The sequence below is a fragment of the Sorangiineae bacterium MSr11954 genome (genome assembly GCA_037157815.1).
Lineage (GTDB): Bacteria > Myxococcota_A > Polyangia > Polyangiales > Polyangiaceae > Pendulispora > Pendulispora albinea.
Window position 1 is genome coordinate 3395008 of the sequence record CP089984.1, and the last position, 20594, is coordinate 3415601.

Sequence of the window (20594 nt, forward strand, 5' to 3'; positions counted from 1 at the left end):
CGCTGGGAACGATTGCCCACCATCGGCCAAATTTTAATTTGGCGCGTTACATATTTATCTGTTTTGAATGTGTACGAAATGCGACTTCGTCTCTAAGTGGGCCGCATGCTCGAATGGTATCGTACCCGGAAGAGCGTACGCGCTCTCAACCGAGGTCGCGTTCGTGACCACGTCCCCGCGGTGCTTCGGTGCCGGCGGTGACCCCGGAGGCTCCGTATTCCTCAAGGCGGGAGCCACGGCGCTCGACCCCGCCGCGCTCCGAACCATCGTTCCCGTCGGGGATGTGCCGTATTATCGGTTCGCACCCGACAAGGGCAATCAGGGCCAGGGTGGTGCGGACGCGAGCATCATTTCCAACCTCGCCTCGGGGCGGGAGTGTCGGGACAACACGCCGGTCTTAATCCGGCGGCAGCATACGCATCCGAATCCGTTGCGGGCCCGCGACGATGGGAAGCTCACGGTGTTGGTCGGTACCGACTCCGGCTTCGAAGCGCTCACGGTCCTCGTCTACGACGAAATCAAGGTGCATCTCGAGCCAGTGCCTTGAGCCCGGCGGAGCAGTCCTTGCGGAGCAGTCCCCGCGGAGGGATAGCAAGGGTGGTGCCAGTCGCTACGAAACGGATATTTGAAAGCACCGCTTCATTCGAGGAAATAAAGCAGGTGGGATGGCCGACAAGCGATCGGCATGTCCCATGTTCCCGCAAACGAGCTCCTCGACCGCGTCTTCGCCGCGTATGAGCGCGCGCGATTCGTCGATGCTTACGATGAGCTAACCCGGTGGGGGGCGCCCGAAACCTTGCCGCCCGGGCGCGCGAGCGTCCTTGGCGCGCGCCTGGTGCGGCACCTGGGGGCGCCCAAGCGCGCGCAGCGCCTTTTTCTGGCGGCGTACCGGCGTGGGCCAAAGGATCCGTGGGCGCGCCTCGGGGTCGAGTGGGTGCGGGTGGAGCTGCGTGGACCTTGGGCCGCGCGCGAGGCTTTGGAACGGGCTCCGGTGGCCGACGAGGGGGATCCGATCCTCCGGTGCGACACCTTGGAGCTCAGGGCGCAGATAAGCCTATTTTATCGCGATTTCGCCAATGCGGAGGCGGCGATCGCCCGCTGGGCGGAGCTCGCGCCGGATGATCCGGATCTGGCCCTCACGCGCGCCGAGTGGCTTCAGCGCACGGAGCGTCTTCCGGAGGGCCTCGAGCTTGCACGGCACGCGCTCGCGGTGCACCCGCACCATCGGCGGTTGTTGCTCGAGACCAGCGAGCTTTTGGCCCTGTCCGGCAGGCCCGAGGAGGCGCTCGCGCTCTTGGGGGGCGCGCTCGATGCGATGCAGGCCTCCGATGTGGCCCGCTTCATGTTTGCGGTGGCCACATCCATCCGCGCCCACCCCGAGGCCATGCGCGCTGCGCAGCGGCTGGTCGAGCTTACGCCCTTGGCCGAGCCCGACGTTTTGGACGCGAACCTTCGCGTCAAGGTCGAAGCGCACTTTCAGCTGGGCGAGACGGAGGAAGCGCTCGCCCTCGCGCGTGCCAGCGCCGATCCGGCCATGAAGCGCATGGTGGAGCGCATTTCGCGCTTCGAGCCCTCGGCGAAGGTGTGCTGGCTCGATGTTCCGTTCGTGAAGCAGCACCACCTGACGTGCGCCCCGGCCACGCTCACCGCCCTGTGCTCCTTTTTTGCGCGGCTCGCGGAGCACGTCGAGGTGGCCGATCGCATTTGCTACGCGGGGACCCCCGCCCATGCCGAGCGCGCGTGGGCGGAAGAGCAGGGGTTTGCCGCCCGCGAGTTCACCTTGACGTGGGATTCGGCGCGCGCCCTCTTGGATCGCGGGCTACCCTTCGTGGTGTCGACCTTCGTTCCGGGCTCGGGGCACGCGCAGGCCGTCATGGGCTACGATGCGCGCGATCGAAGCTTGGTCCTGCGCGATCCGACCCTTCCACTCCCGATTCACGTGGACGCCGAGGGCTTCCTTCGCGAGTACCGCCACTCGGGCCCGCGCGCGATGGTCCTCGTACCGGAGGGCGAGCGCCAGCGGCTCGACGGGCTCGCGCTGCCCGATGTCGACCTGTATGACGAGCTTCACGTCGTGGAGCGCGCCCTCTCGAAGCACGATCGCGCGACGGCGCTCGGATCGTGCGCGCGCCTTCGGGAGGCCGCGCCGGAGCATCGCATCGCCCGGGCCGCTCGGCGGGCCATCGCGAGCTACGATGGCAACGTGGCCGACGTGATGGCGCTCGCCGAAGAGGCGCTCGGCCTCGATCCGACCAACGATCTCGCCCGGCTCGATGCGATCGCGGCCTCCAGCGCCCTCGGCGCCCGCGAAGCGCGCATCCCCCGCTTGATGGAGGCCGCCGACGCGTGCACCACCTCGCCTGCGTTTCGCCTGAGGCTCGCGGCGGAGCTCCTGGACGATGCGCGCGAGCACGGCCAGGCGCGCCGCATCTTGCGCGCCGTGCTCCGGGAGCACGCCGAGTCGGCCGAGGCGCTCTGGCTCCTCGGTCGCGTCGCGTGGTCGGCGGGGGAGATGGAGCGCGCGGTCGCACGGTTTCGTTTGGCCGCGTGCGTCGACCCCACGGACGATGGGCGCGTTCGCCATTACGTGTGGGCCGCCCGGCGAACGGGGAGGACCGACGAAGCGCTCGCGATCCTTCGCGAGCGCGTGGCACGCTTCGGGGCGCGTTCGGCCGAGCCGGCGGTGCTGCTCGCCAATTTGCACGAGGACCTGGGCGAGCCGGACGCGGCGCGCCAGGTGCTCGACGAGGTCGAGGCGCGCAGGCCCGAGGACGGCGAGCCACCGCTGGCGGCGGCGCGGCACCATGCTGCGCTGGGGCGGGGCGAGGAGGCGCGCGCGGCCCTCGAGCGGGCGCGCGGCAAAACGGATCGCACCTCGTGGCTGCGTTCGGCGGCGCTGGCGTCGGCGAGCATGGGCACCCCGGCCGAGGAGCAGCTCGCGCTCTGGCGGGAGCTCGCCCATGCCGCGCCCCTCGATGCCCAGGCGCACTTTACCGTGGCGGTGCTGCTCCGGCGCACGCGCGGGCGTGAGGCGGCGATCGAGCACCTTCGCGCGCACTTCGAGCGCTTTCCGCACCATTTGCCCTCGGCGCGCATCTACCTCGAGTGGCTTCGCGATGCCGAGCCCGACGTGCGCGAGCAGACCCTCCGCGCCTGGATCGCGGTGGAGCCCCACGATGCGTGGTCCCATCGCGAGCTCGCCCTGGCCCTGGTGGCGCGCCGCCGATGGGACGATGCGCGCGACGCCATCGAGCGGGCCGCCGCGCTCGAGCCGCGCTCGCCCGATCTGGCGTTCGTGCGCGCCGTGCTGGCCGATAAAATGGGGGGCAGCGACCACCACGACCAAGCGCGCGCCGCCCTGCACGCCTGCCTCGCGATGCACGCCGATGCCCCGCAAGCCGTGGCGCGCCTGGTGCTCTTGGCGCCCGGGGCCGAGCGCGAGAGCGTCATCCGCGATCTGTTTCGGCTGCTCGAGCGCGGCGCCATCGAGCGCGACACCTTCGACGTGCTCTACGACGTGGCCAAGCCGCACCTCGCACACGCGACCATGTCCGAGCTCCTCGCTGCACTCCGCGCGCAGCGCCCGGAGATGGCGATCGTCTGGGCGCTCTCCATCCGCCATGCGTGCGCGGGCGAGGGCATGAGCGAGCGCGAGCCGGCTTCCGCCGAGGCGCGCGAGCTCGGTGAACGCGCGCTGCTACGCTTTCCGTTCGCCGATGACGTGCACCTCGAGATGGCCAATGTCTGGCTCGCCGCCGGCGACCCCGCGCGCGCGATCGCCGCGCTCGAACGGGCCGTGGACCTGCGCCCGAAGAACGCCGCGGCCGTGATCCGGCTAACCCGCGTCCTCGAAGCCCGGGGCGAGCGCGCCAAGGTGGACGAGGTGCTGGTGCGGGCCGCCCATCGTTCGAGCTTCGACCCGGTCATAGCGCTGCACGCCGCGCGCGTGCGGGCACGGCGGGGCGACACCTCGGAGGCCGCGGGGGAGCTCGCGCGCGTCCTCGACCGCGATCCGGAGTGCGATGTCGCGTGGGACGCGGTGGACGAGTTTGCGTCCTTCTCCGAGGAGGGGAGCGCCGAGGTTCAACGGACCGTGCGCCGCATCGCCGAGCAGTACCCGTACAACGAGCGCGCGCAAATGACGCACGCCGCGCTCCTCACCTTCAAAGCGGACGAGCCCGACGAAGCGTGCGCCGTGCTGAAGGCCGCCCGCGAGCGCTTGCGTGGCCATGTGCCGGTGCGCGACCAATCCGCGTGGATCCTCGCGCTGCTCGGGCGCCACGAGGAAGCGTTGCAGCTCTGCGAGCCGCTCGAGAACGAGGGCCGCCCGCCGCCCGTTCTCCGGGCCCGCGCGGCCTGGATCCGCACCGTCTCCGGCGAACGCGCGCGGGGCATCGACGAGCTCCGCGCCGTGCTGGCCGAAGAACCTTCGCTCACCGGTGTATGGCGCTGGCTCGTCGACGCGCTCCTCGAGCAGCGCGCGCAGCGGCAGGCCCTCGATGCCGCCCAAAAGCTCGCGGCCATCGCGGCGCGCGAGCCGGGCGTGCAAGACCGGCTCGGTCGAGCCCTGCTGGGGACGGGCGATCGCCAGGCCGGCAAGGAAGCGTTGCGCCGCGGCTTGGAGGACGATCCCACGGACACCCGCATCGCCGCCGCCGTGCTCCAGATGGGGGTCGAAGACGGCGACGGCGATGCCGCGTCGTTCGCGCTCGGTGCGCTGCGCGCGCGCGTCTCCGAGGAGCAGCTCGTCCCCTACGAGATGCGCGTCGCCATCGCCCGCGGCGACGAGGCGGACGCGTGCGCACGATTCCGTCGGGCGTGCACCGATCCCCGCCCGAGCCGGGACACCCTGGAGTGGGCATACAGCGTGCTCGTCACCATGGGCTTCGGCGCCCAGGCGAACCAAACCCTCGAGGAGGCCATGGCCGAGGGCGAAAACGCCAACGCGGCCATCGGCCACCTCTGGATGCGCACCCGGAACCGGCGCCATGGCCTGCTGGCCGGCGATCGCCTGGCGACCGTTCCGGCAAAGAGCCCGGCGGGTCGGGCCGCCGCCTTGGCGTTCTGCGACATCCTCGCGACCAGCCCACGCCGGGCGGTGGAGTGGCACCTCCAAGCGCACATGGACTGGTACCGCGGCGACGATGTTTGCTGGAGCGCCGCCCTCGCACCGCTGGTCGCCCATCGCCTTCGCCTGCGCTCGCTTCGATGGGCCAAAGGCTGGCGCGCCCGCCGGCACGCGTCGCCGGTGCGTTTGCACGACCTCGTGCTCGCATTCCAGGCGCTGGGGCTTCGCCGGCGCGCCCTCGCGGTGAGCCGCGCGGTGACGGACGACGAGCAGGCTCGCGCGCCGGGTGATCTCACCAACCACCGCGCATGGCTCGCCTTCGAGGAAGCCATCTCCGGCCGCGCATCCCAGGCGAGCACCCTTTTGGAGCAGGCGGACGCGGATCGTCGAAGCGGGGTGGATGCGCCGGAGTATTCGCCGGTCGCGCAGTCGATCGCGGAGGCTGCCCGCGCGCTGGTGGAGCTCCGGCAAAGCCCGCGCGATGGCAAGCAACACGCCATGGGACGTGCACGCGACGCCCTACGAGCGCTCTGCGCCGCGCCCGAGATGCGCGCCTACACGGCCGACACGGCGTGGCGAATGCGCTTTCATCTGGTGAAGCGCGGCGAGCTTTCGGCTCTCTTCGACGGTTATGCGTTGAAGCTCCCGGTATCCAAGATGGCCTGGTTCTGGGCCCCTCTCGTTCTCGTCAACATGGCCCGGTTTTCGGGGATCACGGACGTGCTCCTCTTCGTTCTCGCGGTCATGGCCTGCGGCATCGCTCTCCTCGTCTCCTACATGGCGCTACGCGCCGTCGTTGCAAGGCTCTGACATGCCGCGCATTTTGCAGAATACACGCATCCACGTTGGCGCCCCACCGCGCTCGCCCCACCCTGGCGCGCCCTTTGCGGTGCGACCGGGATGGCTCTCGCCGTCCGATCCCCTGGATGCGGCCCACCGGGAGCTCCCCCGGCTGCTCGAGCACGGCGATATCGTCTTAGGTCATGTGGTGCTGGCCAATGAAGCCCTCTTCCGCGGTGCGGCCAGCGCGGCCGCGGGCTGCGTCGTTCACCCTCGCGATCCGGCCGTCCGATGCGAGGTCGACGAGCTTCAACGTGCGACCCGTGCCATCCTCGAGCTCCGCGGGGCGACGCCGGCCGACCCGGATCAAGCCGAGCTCGCGCGCATTCTGGACGCCGAGACGGAGCGCTGTTTTTCGATGCCCGTACCGCCGGTGCTGACCCGTGGAAAGCCCCTCTTCTTCTCCACGGTGATCTTCTACGCGCCCCATTTCCCGGAGCATCGGCTGGTCACCAACTTCTTACCCATGCTCGTTTGCGCGGATGTACCGCAAGTTGCGCAGCTCCCCGCGTTCTATTGGGCGCAGGACTTCCTCGACGCTTGGTGCGATATCGGCGCCGTTTAGCAACGTGACGTTCCAAGCGCCTCGCGCGGGATCTCCGTATCGAGGTAAGAGCCGCAAACCGTGGACCTCGGTGCTCGACATTTTCGCCTCGCGATCGAAATGTCACACCGAGGTGATATCCCTATTCCACCCTATTCCACAATGCGGCTCCGTCCCGGGTTCGGCGAGTCGGCTCCTCAGGCAATACCCGGCCGCCGTCGCCGATCACCGGGACGTTCATGAACGTGCGGCGGTTCACCCGCCGAAATGGACCGAAATCGAATAGGGTCGCGATGAAACGAAGTAGCGAAGCGCGATTCTAGGTCCCGGCCAGTCGCCTGCAGATCGGTTCGATGGTGTAGCTCTGGTAGGTTTTGCCCCCGCCATAGGTCCCGTGGATGAGCAAGGTGGTCGTCTTGCCCGCGGCAAGGTCGTTGATCGTGGGGACGACCTCTTCGTATTTCGAGCTATCGGTGGTCGTGATGATGAGTTTCAACTCGACGATCTGGTCGCCCTTTTGGACGTCGAAGTCCTTGGTAGACGTATTCTTGACATCGAACTTGACGAAGATGTTGCTATCGCCGGGGTAGACGTCGATGTTGGTCTGCGTGAACTGGAGGGAGCTTGCGAAGCATGCGCCGCCGCCCGGGGAGCCGGGGGACCCCGAGTTGTCGTCCGAGGAACAAGCTAGTGTCGCGATGGCCAGGACGGAAGCGAATGCGATGACAGCATTTTTCATTGGATATGTACTATATGAATTTGGACGCTCGACACAAGTCCGTAATGAATCGCGCGAATGAACGAATCGGTATTTGCGTACGCGCGCGGAATGAGCAAGCAGCGTACCGCGGCCGGCGGATTGTCGCTTGAAAAACGAGGGGGCCGTCGCAGTTTCAAACAAAAGCGCGCTTTTGTTTGAAACGAAGGGCGCCCTCTGTTTCAGGCAACGCGCAACCTTTGGAGATTTTGCGGCATCCATGCAGCTTGCACGGACGTGCGGCATCGATGCGGGTCGGGCCCCGGACATCGCTCGCACCACCCCGCAAAAAACGCGGCCCTCCACGCTCGCACCCCCCGTAAAACGCGCGGCTCGCCATGCTCGCACCGCCCTATGCGCGGCCAAAGAGCGCGGCTACAGTCCCGTGAGACGAATGGGCAACACACTTCATTCAAATGAGATCGCGAACGTCGCCCGCGCGCTGAAGGAGGAGGGTGTGTCGAACGCCCACGTCCTCGCCACCTTTGCGGAGCGAGCGCTGCGAATCGCAGCGACGCCGGCTGATTTGGCCACTCTTCCCATCGGGGCGTCGCGCTTCGGGGGCGCGCCCGACGTGCCGGCGATTTTCGTGTGGCCCACGTGCGCGGGGCGGCCACTCACGTTCCTCGCGCAGCTCGATCTCTCCGAGGTGAACGCGCCCGGCCTGCCGCCCCGGGGCTTTTTGCTCTTCTTCTATGACGTCATCGAGCTCCCATTCGACGTTGCCCCGGGGGATCCTGCCGCGTCTGTCTTATTTCTCGACGTCGACCGCTCCACCCTCGTCCGCCGCGCCCATCCACCCATCGACCCCGAGGGCGGCCCTTTTGCCGGATGCCGGCTCGCGTTCCGCCCCGTCGTGGATCTTCCCACCATCGGCGATGCCGTGCTCGAAGCCGCCGGCATCGCCCTCGACGAACGCGAATACGAGGCATACGAGAAGGTCGCCGTATCGCTCTCCGAGGTCGAGACGCCCAATCGGTACCACCACCTTTTGGGATACCCGCAGACCATGCAAAGCGAGATGCGCACCGCCCTGCAATCGGCGGCAAACGGCATTTCCAGCGAGGACGCACGCGCGCGCCGCGACGCGCTGCTCCGCGATGCCGTGGCCGAATGGCAGCTCCTTTTGCAGATCGATACGGACGACGACGAGGAAGACGGCCCCGGCTGGATGTGGGGCGGCTGCGGAAGGCTCTATTTTTGGATCCGCACGTCGGATCTCGAAGCCCGCGCCTTCGACCAGGTTTGGGTCATCCTTCAGTGCACCTGACCCCGTGCAACGGTATCGGGCTTGCGGACGATATCGAGCCGCCTACGGCCTAGGGCACCGAGCCGCCCTACGGCCTACGGCATCGAGCCGCCCTTGCGCACCGGCGATTTGCGGCGCGGCGACGATTTCGCGCGCGGTCGCTCGCTCGGGGCCCGCGCCATCATCAAGGTGCGGGTGGCCGCGATGATGGCCGCGGCGTTGTAGCCGTTGGGATCGCGCTGGAGCTGAAACGCCAGCCCCTGCCCGAAGGTAACGAGGGTGGCGGCGAGGGAGGATGCCGACACACCTTTTGGATGCCCGAGCTCGATGAGCGCCTGGGCGCACACGGGCTCGAAGGCGCGCTGCTGGCGCTGCAGCGCGCGCTCGATGCGGTGGCGGAAGACGGGGTTGCGGGAGCCGAACCAGAACGCGTAGAAGAGCTCGATGGCCCGGGTCTGCGCCAGAATGTTGCGGACCTCGTCCTCGATCATGGCCGAAAGACGCTCCAGCGCCGTGGGAAGCACCGCGATTTTCGGCGTTTCGCGCGCATCGAAGGCCAGGGCCAAGAGCCGATCGAGCAGCACGAGCAGCAGATCGTCCATTGTCCCGAAATGGAAATAGATGAGGCCCGGCGAGGTGCCCGCCTCGGTGGCCACCCGCCGCGCGGTCACCCGCTCCAGCCCATCGCGCAGCGCGACGATCCACGTGGCGTTCAGGATCTGCTCCCGGCGTTCGTCCTCGGCGAGCTTCTCACCAGGCATGGCCGAGGTGCTCGCGAGGGCCGCGCGTCGATGTTGACCGTATGTTCAACATGGGCCAACATGACGGATATTGACCGCATGGTCAATGCCCACGTCTTCGCGGCAAAGAGAGGTTCTTCCGATGCCCAAGCTCGAGTCGTTCGACTACATCGTCGTGGGAGCCGGGAGCGCCGGGTGCGTGCTCGCACATCGCCTCAGCGAAGACCCCTCGGTCACCGTGCTGCTGCTGGAGGCGGGGGAGCCGGCCGCCGTGGACGAGGCCAAGATCCCCGCGGCGTTCTCCTCCTTGTTCAAGACGCGCTGGGATTGGAATTACGAGACCGCGCCGCAGGAGCACCTCGGGGGCAAACGCGCGTTCTGGCCGCGGATGAAGGCGCTGGGCGGCTGCTCCGCCATGAACGCGATGATTTACATTCGCGGCCACCGCGCCGACTACGACGCATGGCGCGACGAGTTCGGCGCGAAGGGGTGGGGCTACGACGACGTGCTACCCACCTTCGTGCGCATGGAGCACAACACGCGCTTCGGGGCGCCTTACCATGGCCGCGGCGGCCCGGTTCATGTCGAGGATCGGCGCTTCACGCACGAGCTGACCCACGCATGGGTGCGCGCGGCCGTGGCCTCCGGCCTGCCCGCGAACCCGGACTTCAACGGCGCCGAGCAGCTGGGCGCCGGGCTGTACCAGGTGACGTGCAAAGAGGGCCGCCGCTGTTCCACGGCCGACGCGTACCTCGCGCCGGCCCTCCGCCGCCCCAACTTGACCGTGCGCACCGGCGCGCTCGCCACCCGCATCGTGCTCCAAGGCTTGCGCGCCATCGGCGTGGACTACGTGCAGAACGGCGCGCCGCTCCGCGCGCACGCCAACCTCGAGGTGGTGCTCGCGGGCGGCGCCATCAACAGCCCGCAGCTCTTGATGCTGTCGGGCATCGGCCCGGCGGCGCACCTCGGGGACATGGGAATCGAGGTGGCCGTCGACTTGCCCGGGGTCGGCGAGAACCTCCACGACCACCCGGTGACCCCGATGCTCTGGTGGACCAAGGGCACCACCGACATCGCGGTCGACCATGTCAACCTGCCGCGCGTGCTGCAATGGCAGCTCGCGGGGCGCGGGCCGCTCACCTCCAACATCGGCGAGGGCGGCGCCTTCTTCTCCACCCGCTCGGGGCAAGACGCGCCCAACATTCAAATCATCGTCGCCCCCACCGGCTTTTACGACCATGGATTGCGCGAGGCGCGCGGCCGCATGTTTACGGCGGGGGTCACCTTGATCGACGTGGCGAGCCGCGGCCGGTTGCGGCTTCGCTCGGCCGATCCACGCTGGCGGCCCGCCCTCGATCCGGCGTATTTTTCGGAGCCCGCGGACCGCGAGGCGGTGCTCCTCGGATTTCGCAAGGTGGCCGAGATCGCGCGCGCGCCGGAGGTGGCCCGCTTCCTCGACCGCCCTTTCATCCCCGAGCGCCTCGATGGGATCTCGGACGATGCGGCGCGCGACCACATTCGAAAATGGACGCAGACGCTCTATCACCCCGTGGGCACCTGCCGCATGGGAACGGGCGCGATGGCCGTGGTCGATCCCGAGCTGCGGGTGCGAGGCGTGGCCGGGCTGCGCGTGGCCGACGCCTCGATCATGCCCAAGATCGTGCGCGGAAATACCAATGCGCCGGCCATTCTCATTGGCGAGAAGGCGGCCGACCTTCTATTGGGCCGCACGACCGCGATCGCCGTGCCCGAGCGGGCAGGGCGCGCGGCGGCTTCACCCCGCACACACGAGGAAAAGTACGCATGAGCACCTTCGAGGTACACGATCCGGCAACCGGCGAGGTCGTGGGCACCTACCCCATTCACGAGGCGGCCGACGTCGAGGCGGCGGTGCGGCGCGCGCGGGGAGCGGCCGCCTTTTGGTCGGCGCTCTCGTTCGAGGAGCGCGCCGCGCGGCTCGATCGCTGGCGCGGTGTCATCGCGCGCCGGGCTGCGCAGCTCGCCGGCGTGATGCACGTGGAGATGGGCAAGCCGCACGCCGATGCCACCTTGGAGATCGCGCTCACCTTGGAGCACCTCGCGTGGGCCGCCAAGAATGCCAAAAAGGTGCTCGGCCCGCGCTCGGTGCCGACGGGGCTCTTCATGGCCAACCACGCGGCCACCGTCGAGTACCTTCCCTTGGGGGTCGTCGGTGTGATCGGGCCTTGGAATTACCCCGTGTTCACGCCGATGGGCTCCATCGCCTACGCGCTCGCCGCCGGCAACGCCGTGGTGTTCAAGCCCAGCGAATACACCCCGGCCACCGGCGCCTGGCTCGCCGATAGCTTTGCGCAGGTGGTCCCCGAGCACCCCGTGCTCCAAGTGGTGACCGGATTGGGCGGAACGGGCGCGGCCCTCTGCCGCGCGGGGGTCGACAAGCTGGCCTTTACCGGCTCGCCCGGCACCGGCCGCAAGGTCATGGCCGCGTGCGCCGAGAACCTGGTCCCGGTGATCATCGAGGCCGGCGGCAAGGACGCGCTGCTCGTCGACCTCGACGCCGATCTCGACGAGGCCGCGGAGGCCGCCGTCTGGGGCGGTATGGCCAACGCCGGACAGACCTGCATCGGCGTGGAGCGCGTGTACGTGCACGAGCGCGTCTATGACGCATTCGTATCGAAAGTGATCGATCGCGCCAAGCGCGTACGGGCAGGGAGCGACGCCGGCGCGCAGATTGGGCCCATCGCCATGCCCTCGCAGGTCGACATCATCCGCCGGCACATCGAGGGCGCGCTCGAACGAGGCGCCAAGGCCGTGGTCGGCGGCAAGGACGCCATCTCCGGCTCGTTCGTGCAACCCACCGTGTTGGTCGACGTGCCCGAGGACTGCGCGGCCGTGCGCGAGGAGACCTTCGGGCCCACCCTCACCGTGGCCAAGGTGCGCGACATGGACGAGGCCGTGAACCTCGCCAACGGCACCCGCTACGGCCTGGGCGCAACCGTGTTCTCCAAGCGCCGCGGGCTCGATCTGGCGCGCCGCATCCGCTCCGGCATGGCCGCGGTCAACGCCGTCATCTCCTACGCGGGCATGCCGGCGCTCCCGTTTGGTGGCGTGGCCGAATCCGGCTTTGGCCGCATCCATGGGCCGGATGGCTTGCGGGAGTTCACATACGCCAAAGCCATCGCCCGCCAGCGCTTCAAGCCGCCTTTGGCGCTCTTGACCTTCGCCCGCACCGCCAAGAGCGACGCGCTGGTGGCGAAGATCATCGCGCTGACCCACGGGGGGAAGTAGACCACCCGCGGGTGCAGCGCGTTCTCGGGGTCGAGGCCATCCAATCGAATCAATCCAATTGGAACGCCTCCACCGTGTCCTCCAGGTAGTGGGGCACCAAAAGGCGCGCGCGCTTCGAATCGTATCCGATGTCGGCGGGCGTCTTTTGGCTCGCGAGGGCCACGCGGAAGGAGCCACCGAGCTTGCCCCGGTAAATGGACGAGCCTTGCCAGCTGGTGACCAAGAGCGAATCACCCACCGCGACGATTCCGGTCAAGCCCGCGCCCGGTGTTTTGGTGATGTCGCGTTTGTTTCCTTTCTCGTCGAGCCGGTAGATCTCGTTGGTGGCAAACGTGCAAACGACGAGCCCTTTGTCGGTCCAGGCCAGGCCATTGGGGCGCGGACCGACGACGTCCTTGCCTTTGGCGACGAGCTTGGGGGCGGCGCGGCCTTTCTCGATGACATATACGGCGTCGGTCCACACGGGATCGTAGCTGCCGTCGGCGAACCCCGAGTCCGACACGTACACATTGCCGTCCGGGCTCGCGCTCAGGTCGTTGAGGAAGGTCGATCCCGGTATTGGAATGTCGCCCTTTGGCGCGCCGGTTTTGGCGTCGAAGGTGCGGATCACCGAAATATCGGTCACGTAGAGCACCCCTTTGACGAGCGCCAGCCCTTTGGGGGCGTCGAGCTTGACCCGGTTTTTGCCGCCTTCGATCCACTTCAAGTCGAGGATCCGCCCGTCGGGGGCGAGCACCGAAATGAAGCCGTTGTTGTCCTTGCCCACGGTGTCGCCGTTGACGTTGGACACCAGGTAGCGATCCGCCTCCGCATCGTAAAGCACGCTCTCCGGCGCGGCGAAGCCCGAATACCGCGCGACGGGGACGCTCGGCAAAGGCTCGGGATCGGCGGGGGCCGGGGGAGCGGTGGCGTTGGCGGCGGAGATGGTAGGTCCCTTGGCCGGGGCCGGCGAGAGCGCTTGCCCGCGGCAGGAGAGAATGAACAGCTGGATCAGGAGCGATACGACGGTCAGATGTCGTGCCATGGGATTTCCTTTGGCGCGCATCGGCTCATCGGCTCACAATCGCGATGCCGTGCGGCCGCGCGGGGCCGGTCGCGACATCGCGGTTGAAGTCCAGATCGAAGCTGCTGTCCTTCACCAGTGCGTCGTTGACGATATTGAATGTATGGATCTTGTGATCCCCGTCGACCTTGACGATGCCCGACGGGAAGAGATCTTGCACGAGGAAGTAGTCCGCGACGACCACCCGATCTTCGTTGGGGCTGAAAACGACGTAGTGCGGTCCTGAATTTTGCCCCAGCTCCACCACGCTCAAAATGGAGGGGTGCGCGCGGTCCTCGATATTGAGGTAAACGACTTTGCCGTTGAGCCCTTTGTAGTTCAAGGTGATGACCAGGCGGGTGCCGGTCTTGTTGATCTTGAACAAATGCGGCCAAGGATCGGCCGCGCCCGGGAGCGCAAATTGGTTGAAATCGACGGCGGGGGTGGCGGTTCCTTGGTTGGGCTCCACCAGATAGAGCTTTCCGTCGAACACCCCCGTGACATAGGCGCGCAGCTGGGGATCGTTGGGAATCAGCTCGATGTTGATGGTGCCGGGCGGACTATTGGGGTTGCCGACGGGGATGGTCTTGGTGATCGTGCGATCGTTGAGGTTCCAAACGCGCACGCTGCCGCGGGGGGTGATGAACCCGGGGAGCCCTGGAACGACATTGAGGGTATGAAGCGGGCAGATGAAATCGCTGGTGAGCAAAAGGTTGTGCTGCTCGTCGATGGCGATGCCATGCGGGTTGAACCCATCCAAGGGCGGAAGGACCGGCCAAATGCCGACCACGTCGTTGTTGGCGTCGTATTCCACGACCCGGCCCGGTGCCGTGCCCCCGGCGCCGCCCATGAACGTGGTGAAAAATCCGCCGGCGGTCTTTGGAACGAATTCATCCGCGATGGATGCCAGGACGGGCAGGGTATTGGCCTTCTTGAAGATAGGCGCCCGCGGGCTGGTGATGTCCCAGAAGAAATTCTGATTCTGAACCCGCAAAATGCTCAAAAGGCCGCCGCCCGCGAGCGTTTTTCCATCCGACGACACCCCGACGTGGTGGGGCTCGTTTCCAATCGCGCCCGTGCTCAGCGGAATGGCCGTGGGGAGCCAATTGGGCAATGGCGCGTAGTTGACGATTTTTCCGTACTTTTTCGAACCCTTGTCGAAGTCCACCACCGCGAAGAAGTCCGGCGACTTATGCGCCACGTCGCCCGCCCATACATAGAGCGTGTCTTGTGTTGCCGACGCCGGGGAGGGTGAGAGAAACGCCGCTGTGCTCACGGCGAGCGCAGCGAACGACTTGAGATAGGAGATGGTTTTCATGGTGCCCTCGGTTGGCAGATTGGCAGGATGCCAGGAGCCGCAAACTCCCCGAGGACTCTCGAACCTTGCCCGTGCGGGCCCGGTCACCCAAGAGCTCTCGGAGCACAACGACTACAGTGCCCGAGGACAAAGGTCTTTCGCGTCGACATGACAGCGTACTCTGTAATTAAAAGCCATCCTCGCGTCTAGAACCGTCCATGGGGAGCGGGTCGATTTGGAAATCATTTCCTCGCTGTCGAATGAACCTGCGAAGGTGCTCGACGGAGAGCCCATCCTTGACGACCATGCGCGCGAGGCGGATCCGCGTTTCGGACTTTTGCAAGCTGCCGAGAAGCTCGAAATGCGACCAGGTGAGGGGCCAGCCGCGCGCGTCCGTCAGCTCCAGCAGCTCGTCCCTTTCGGCGGGGCGAATGGCCGCGGCGGTGCGCGCGATCCGCAAAAGCCCGCTCCCATCGAGATCGAGGCGCTTGGCCAGCTGGCGCACCGTATCGGGCGCCATGGCGCCGTATCGGATGGAGTGCAGCGCATCCCCGGCCGCAAATCGCGCTTGGATGTGTGCGCGACGAGCATCCCCGAGCAAGCTCGCAATCCGATTGGCCACTTCGGTTAAGGCGCAACTCTCCATACATTCGCTGCAGGCGTTTTCGGTTTCTGTGCGACCAACCGCTCGCTCGCGATTTGTCGTGGGCCGTACTGGGGTTTCTTTGTGCCGCTGGAATGCCGTTCGTGACGCCACGAGGTCCCCCTTCGATGGGCGGGGAGTCCATAAGGACGGCCTGCTCGAAGTGCAAGGGGGCCCTTGCACGCGCGCAATTAGAATGGCTTATGGATCGTAAATTGTCCGCCGCCCTGCGCGAGCGGTGCAAACTGGATTCGCGCCGACGTTTTCGCCTCGTCATAACGCAGCGGCAAGAACAATGCGATCCCCACCCCCGTGATGCCGGTGAACAAAGTCGCGGTGCTCACCACGGCGAGGGTGCGCGCGCGCGTGGCGTCGTCGAGGCCATGGGCATTCGCGCAGAAGTGCCGTTCGGCGATGCACGTCTCCTCGGACTTGGAGCGCGCGGAGAGCGCCAGGATGCCGGTGACGGCGCTGGTCACCAAGGACGCGATCCCCACGCCGCCCACCACATAGAACGCCGTCGAGCGGCGGCCGTGACGTTTGGTTTCGGTCAGCGGTGGAAAAGGGGAGGGAGGTGGCTCGGGCGGGCCCACGGGGCCATAGGTGGGCGCCGCGAGGGCGGGTGGAGAGGCTCCGGCGGGCGATGCGGGCGGCGCGGGGTCGAGGATGACGACGGGTGCCACGGCCGGCGGCCGGAGCTCGGCGTCGATCCGTTGGGTCTCGCCAGGACGGAGGGTGATGGTGCGCGACCACGATGCAAACCCGTCGCGGCCGGTGGTGATCGCGTGCGTCCCCGGATCGAGGGGCGTGGCCACGTCCCATGCCGCGCGCGGGAGCGGCGCTCCATCGATGCGGACCTCGATGCCCTCGGGCACCGGGGTGACGGGCGAGACGACGTGCACCGCGAGGCGCGGCAAGCTCGGTGCGAGGGCTTGGATGCGATCGGTGGCCAGCTTTTCACGGTCTTTGCGGCCGTCGCGGCGCGCGACCGAGAGCGCGTCGTGAAACTCGGCCCACGCGGTGGCCGAGCGCCCCTCTTTCTCGTGGCAAACGGCGAGGTTGAGCAAGGTGCCGCCGCCGGGATCGAGGCGCTGGCTCTGCTCGAACTTGGGGCACGCTTCGCGGTAGTTGCCCGCTTGCATCGCCGTGCGGCCTTGATCGAAGAGCTCCTGCGCGGTCGCGCGCTCGGTGGCCGAGGGCTGGGCGTACGCCGGTCGGGGGGTGGTGGCCAGCGCGCCAAAGAAGGCCGCGAAGGAGAGCGTGGAGGCGAGCGCCAAAGGTCCGGTCGGGTCGAGACGTCGTGCCGCGCGCGTCATGGAGAGGTCCCTTCCGTAGGCGGTCATTGGCGATCGAGCAAGCCGCTTTGGTTGGTGTCCGTCTCGGACTGCGCCGGCGCCGTGGCTTCGCGGCGCGGCTTGGATCGGGCCGGCTTGGTGCGCGGAGGTTCGGTGGACATCTTCGGGCTTCCCGCGTCGAGGGTCGCGGCCTCGGGTGGCGCGTGAGGTGCGGGTACCGGCGCGGGGGCGGCAGGCGCGATGGGGGCCGTCGCCGCGGACGAAGATGTCGCGAGGCGCTCGGACGAAGACGTCTCGGGGCGCGCGGACGGCGCTCGGCGTTCCATCCACCAGACGCCCGCGCCGAGGACCGCCACGGTGGACGCCATGGCCATCGCGCGCAGCGGCGCGCTCGTTCTCTTTTGGGGGGCGACGGCGACCCCATGGTCGATTTGCACGGTCCCCGCGCGCGCCAAACGGACGATGCGATCGACGGAGACTCGGGCGCCGGCGAGGTGGGGGCCCGCGCGCAGCAAGCCGAAAATCGCCTCGGCAAGCTCGGCGACATCGGCAAAGCGGTGGGCGCGGTCTTTTTTCAGGCAGCGCGCGACGACGGCCTCCAGCGACGACGACATATCGGGGCGCGCCTTTCGGAGCTTGGGGGCGTCTTGGCTTACGATGCGCGCTGAGAGGCCGGCTGCCGAGTCGCTGTCGAACGGCGGATTTCCGGTCAAGAGCTCGTACAGGATCACGCCCAGCGCCCAAATGTCGGCGCGCGCATCCACGTCGCGCGGGGTGAGGATTTGCTCCGGCGACATGTAACGGGGCGAGCCGATCACCACCTCGCCCGAGGTGAGCTGGGGTGCCAAGGCGCCGCGCTCCTTGGAGATGCCGAAGTCGAGCACCTTCACCAGCGGCGAGCCATCGGGCCGGGCGCTCAAGAAGAGGTTGGCCGGCTTGAGATCGCGGTGGACGATGCCGAGCGCGTGCGCCTCCGCGATGGCCTCGCACGCTTGCAGCACGTGGTGCAGCACCTCGTCCACCGGGAGCGGGCCCCGCTGGGCGAGCAAGGCGGCGAAGTCGGCCCCTTGCAAAAACTCGATGACCAGATAGGGCGCGCCGCCCTCCAAGGTCCCCACGTCCATCACGCGGGCCACATGCTCGCCTTGCATCTTCGCGGCCGCCCGCCCCTCGCGAAGAAAGCGCACCACCCGGCCCGAGGCCTCCGCGGCCGGCGCGCCGAGGTCGCGAAGGAACTTGAGCGCGACCCGCTGGCCCAAGTGGATGTGCGTGGCCGAGACGACGATGCCCATCCCGCCCGCGCCGAGCACCCGCTCGATCCGGTATTTCCCTGCGACGAGCTCCCCCGGTGCGACCGGCGCCAGCGCGTGGCGCGTCTCGCCATCGCCGAAGCGCGCATCGGTCGGAGCGCCCGTGGCGGCGCCGTCCGGAGGGATCGCGGGCACGGTTTCGGAGAGCGCGGGATCCGAGCGCGGTGCGCGCGCGGCGCGTTGGCCGGTGGCGGTGGCGAAGACGGCCGATACGAGCTCGCGGCACGCGCTGCACCGGGCCAGGTGACCTTCGGCCTCGCGAAATCCGGAGTCGGAGAGCGAGCCACGGACGAAGTCCAGAATCGCTCCTTCGTCCAAGCACTCCGCGGTCACCGTCACGGCCTCGAGCTTATTACACTTGGTCTATACTTGGACGGTGCTCCCCGAGCGTCCTCTCTCCGCTGCGTTTTTAGGTGCGGCCGCCGAACCGCTCCGCGCCGAGCTCGGGTCGGCGCCGTGGACCCTCGAGGCGCTCGAGAAAACCCTGGGCGATCTCGTTCGCGAGGCGCAAAAAGCGTACCCAACCATCGCCCTCGGCGCGGAGTCTTTCGTCGCCTATGTCGCGCCGCGGGTGCGCTCGGAGGTCGAGCTTCGGCAGCTTCGCGCCGGCGACGTGTATCTGGCGTGCGCCTTGGTGGCCCGGGAGCGCTCGGCCTTGCAGATTTGGGAGTCGCAGCTCGTACCGAGCCTCGATCCGGCGCTGGCCAAAATGCGCCTGGCCCCCGAGCGGGTTTTGGAGGTGAAGCAGCTGCTTCGCGCGCAGCTCTTGGTGGGCGAGGGATCCTCGCCGCCGCGCATCACCTCGTTCACCGGCCACGGCGATCTGCACGGCTGGCTGCGGGTGACCGCCGTTCGCGCCGCGCTCAAGCTGCTGCGAAGAGAAAAGCGCGAGGTGCTCGTGGACGGCGACACGGTGCTCGCCGATCGCACCTCGGGGGACGATCCCGAGCTCTCCTATATCAAGGAGGTCTACCGCGCGCAGTTCAAGAGCGCCTTTCAGTTTGCGCTCGACTCCCTCTCCGATCGCGAGAAGAACCTGCTCCGCCAGAACATCGTCGACGGCCTCGGCATCGACGATCTCGCGGGCCTGTACCGCGCCCATCGCGCCACCGTCGCCCGCTGGCTCGCCGCCGCGCGCGAGACGCTCCTGCGCCGGGCGCGCGAACGATTCATGCAACATGCACGCATCGGAAGCGCCGAGTGCAACAGCATCCTGCGCATGGTGCACAGTCAGCTCGACGGCACCATCCGGCGGCGGTTGCAGAGCGCGTGACACGAGGGCATCGCTCGCCCCGGCGCGCGCATGGGTGGAAACCGTGCGCGCGACGTCGACGGGCCGCCTACTTGGTCCGCGAGCACGCCGTGCTGCACGAACCTTGGATGCAGGCGGAGACCCTCTGCCCGGGGCCCTGCGCGGCGGAGCTGCTGTTCAACGACTGAAACATGGCGCAGTCCGCCCCTTTGTCCTCGGAGCACCCGTCGAGCCACGAGAGCGTGTCGCGGCAGCGCGAATCGCCGCAACAGGCGTTGACATGGGCGCGGCAGTGCGCCGCGATGCACACGCCGCACGTCCCGCGGTCCTCGCCTTCGAAGTGGCAGGTGGGCCCGAGATCCGAGCCTTCGCCCACCATGAGCACGCACCCCGTGAGGGCGGCCAAGGCTGCGCCGATGGCGAGCGACCGAAGTCGCAAGGCTTGGCTCATTCGATCCGTCGACCAACCCGGCACGGCCCGCACGGTATTTCAGATTGCGCCGCCGCGCTCTAGAAAACGAGCCCGAGCGGCGCGAGCGAGAGTGAGGGCGCGGGCTTGTCCGGACGTGGGGCATGCCGCGCCACCTCCTGTCCCGATGCGGTGGTGACATCGGTTGCACTGGTGACGAACATGGTGATGCCAATGGCCAGGAAGGTCACCCCGGTGCCGATGCCCACGATGCCCAGATCGCGGAAGGTGGCCGCCTGGTCTTTGTCCCGTACCTCGTTGGAGACATGGCCGGTCAAGCTGCCCACGAGCAGCGACGAGCCGCCGAGCGCGACGAACGAGCAGCCAAAGAGCGTAAGCATCCAGCCCCACCACCGCTTGGTGGTGGAGCCCGCGGAGACGCGAAGGTCCATGCGCGTGCGGTCCGTCATGCGAAATTTTCCCGATGGGACGACGCCCTCGCCGGCGACTTGATAAATCCCGTTTGGGTCGACGGATACGGTGCACGGGGCCGTGCACAGCGGCTCGAAGCTCTCGTAGACCAGCGCTGCCCCGTTGCCATATCCGGTGCCGGAGCTCGAGAGGCGGAGCAAGGTCGTATTCGGGCGATCGCTCACCACGCGGACGGGGGTGGTGGGGGCGGCCGCCGCGGCGGTGGGGGCTAGGTCGGCCGCCGATGCGTTCGAGGAGGCGCAGAGCGGGAGGGCGAGGGCCGACGCGGCCAAGGCGCACGACGCGAAGGCGCGGCGGACGCGCGACGTTTTCGGGTTCGTGTCTCGAAGGAGCCGGCGGGGAGCCTTTGGTCGCATGGGCGTTTCGCCATGCTGGTTTACCGCCTTTTG

General features: G+C 67.9%; 16 protein-coding genes. 7 read left to right on the plus strand and 9 right to left on the minus strand.

The window, feature by feature from the left end; genetic code table 11:
* Window positions 1-163: 163 nt before the first annotated feature.
* From LZC94_13335 to LZC94_13345, 3 genes are all read left to right on the plus strand, one after another.
* Entirely contained in the window at window positions 164-547 is a 384-nt protein-coding gene (locus LZC94_13335) for a hypothetical protein (GenBank protein ID WXB18233.1), read from the plus strand.
* A 138-nt stretch (window positions 548-685) separates the two neighbouring features.
* A complete protein-coding gene (locus tag LZC94_13340) occupies window positions 686-5878 on the plus strand; it encodes a C39 family peptidase (GenBank protein ID WXB18234.1) in 5193 nt (1730 codons plus the stop codon).
* Window position 5879: 1 nt separating this feature from the next.
* Window positions 5880-6473 carry a hypothetical protein gene (locus LZC94_13345; protein WXB18235.1) on the plus strand — a complete coding sequence of 198 codons (594 nt, stop codon included), beginning with the start codon at window positions 5880-5882 and terminating at the stop codon, window positions 6471-6473.
* 298 nt (window positions 6474-6771) lie between these two features.
* Here LZC94_13345 and LZC94_13350 read toward each other — a convergent pair whose 3' ends face one another.
* Window positions 6772-7191 (minus strand): hypothetical protein, encoded by a 420-nt coding sequence (locus LZC94_13350; protein WXB18236.1) that lies wholly within the window; start codon window positions 7189-7191, stop codon window positions 6772-6774.
* Between the two features lie 475 nt (window positions 7192-7666).
* Here LZC94_13350 and LZC94_13355 point away from each other — a divergent pair, with 475 nt between their 5' ends.
* Window positions 7667-8479 carry a DUF1963 domain-containing protein gene (locus tag LZC94_13355; protein ID WXB18237.1) on the plus strand — a complete coding sequence of 271 codons (813 nt, stop codon included), beginning with the start codon at window positions 7667-7669 and terminating at the stop codon, window positions 8477-8479.
* A gap of 74 nt (window positions 8480-8553) precedes the next feature.
* On the opposite strand, the gene LZC94_13360 is transcribed toward LZC94_13355, so the two are convergent.
* The gene (locus tag LZC94_13360) at window positions 8554-9219 is read right to left on the minus strand and encodes a TetR family transcriptional regulator (protein ID WXB18238.1); all 666 of its coding nucleotides are present in this window, start codon (window positions 9217-9219) and stop codon (window positions 8554-8556) included.
* 121 nt (window positions 9220-9340) lie between these two features.
* Here LZC94_13360 and LZC94_13365 point away from each other — a divergent pair, with 121 nt between their 5' ends.
* Window positions 9341-11005: a GMC family oxidoreductase N-terminal domain-containing protein gene (locus LZC94_13365; protein WXB18239.1), complete on the plus strand. Its 1665-nt coding sequence runs from the start codon at window positions 9341-9343 to the stop codon at window positions 11003-11005.
* Window positions 11002-12465, plus strand: coding sequence for an aldehyde dehydrogenase family protein (locus LZC94_13370; protein WXB18240.1), 1464 nt, complete (start codon window positions 11002-11004; stop codon window positions 12463-12465). Before LZC94_13365 ends, LZC94_13370 begins: the two co-directional genes overlap by 4 nt.
* 49 nt (window positions 12466-12514) lie before the next feature.
* Here the strand turns inward: LZC94_13370 and LZC94_13375 are convergent, their stop codons facing one another.
* From LZC94_13375 to LZC94_13395, 5 genes are all read right to left on the minus strand, one after another.
* Window positions 12515-13489, minus strand: a complete 975-nt coding sequence (locus LZC94_13375; GenBank protein ID WXB18241.1) for a hypothetical protein — start codon at window positions 13487-13489, stop codon at window positions 12515-12517.
* A gap of 25 nt (window positions 13490-13514) precedes the next feature.
* Window positions 13515-14825 (minus strand): selenium-binding family protein, encoded by a 1311-nt coding sequence (locus LZC94_13380; protein WXB18242.1) that lies wholly within the window; start codon window positions 14823-14825, stop codon window positions 13515-13517.
* Between the two features lie 166 nt (window positions 14826-14991).
* The gene (locus LZC94_13385) at window positions 14992-15426 is read right to left on the minus strand and encodes a hypothetical protein (protein WXB18243.1); all 435 of its coding nucleotides are present in this window, start codon (window positions 15424-15426) and stop codon (window positions 14992-14994) included.
* A gap of 212 nt (window positions 15427-15638) precedes the next feature.
* Window positions 15639-16763 (minus strand): PEGA domain-containing protein, encoded by a 1125-nt coding sequence (locus LZC94_13390; protein ID WXB18244.1) that lies wholly within the window; start codon window positions 16761-16763, stop codon window positions 15639-15641.
* Between the two features lie 23 nt (window positions 16764-16786).
* Entirely contained in the window at window positions 16787-18391 is a 1605-nt protein-coding gene (locus LZC94_13395) for a serine/threonine protein kinase (GenBank protein WXB18245.1), read from the minus strand.
* Window positions 18392-18428: 37 nt separating this feature from the next.
* On the opposite strand from LZC94_13395, the gene LZC94_13400 reads away from it, so the two are divergent.
* Entirely contained in the window at window positions 18429-19325 is an 897-nt protein-coding gene (locus tag LZC94_13400) for a hypothetical protein (GenBank protein WXB18246.1), read from the plus strand.
* Window positions 19326-19392: 67 nt separating this feature from the next.
* On the opposite strand, the gene LZC94_13405 is transcribed toward LZC94_13400, so the two are convergent.
* Together LZC94_13405 and LZC94_13410 are read right to left on the minus strand one after the other, a co-directional pair.
* The gene (locus tag LZC94_13405; GenBank protein ID WXB18247.1) at window positions 19393-19755 is read right to left on the minus strand and encodes a hypothetical protein; all 363 of its coding nucleotides are present in this window, start codon (window positions 19753-19755) and stop codon (window positions 19393-19395) included.
* A gap of 59 nt (window positions 19756-19814) precedes the next feature.
* Entirely contained in the window at window positions 19815-20561 is a 747-nt protein-coding gene (locus LZC94_13410; GenBank protein WXB18248.1) for a hypothetical protein, read from the minus strand.
* Window positions 20562-20594: the final 33 nt, after the last annotated feature.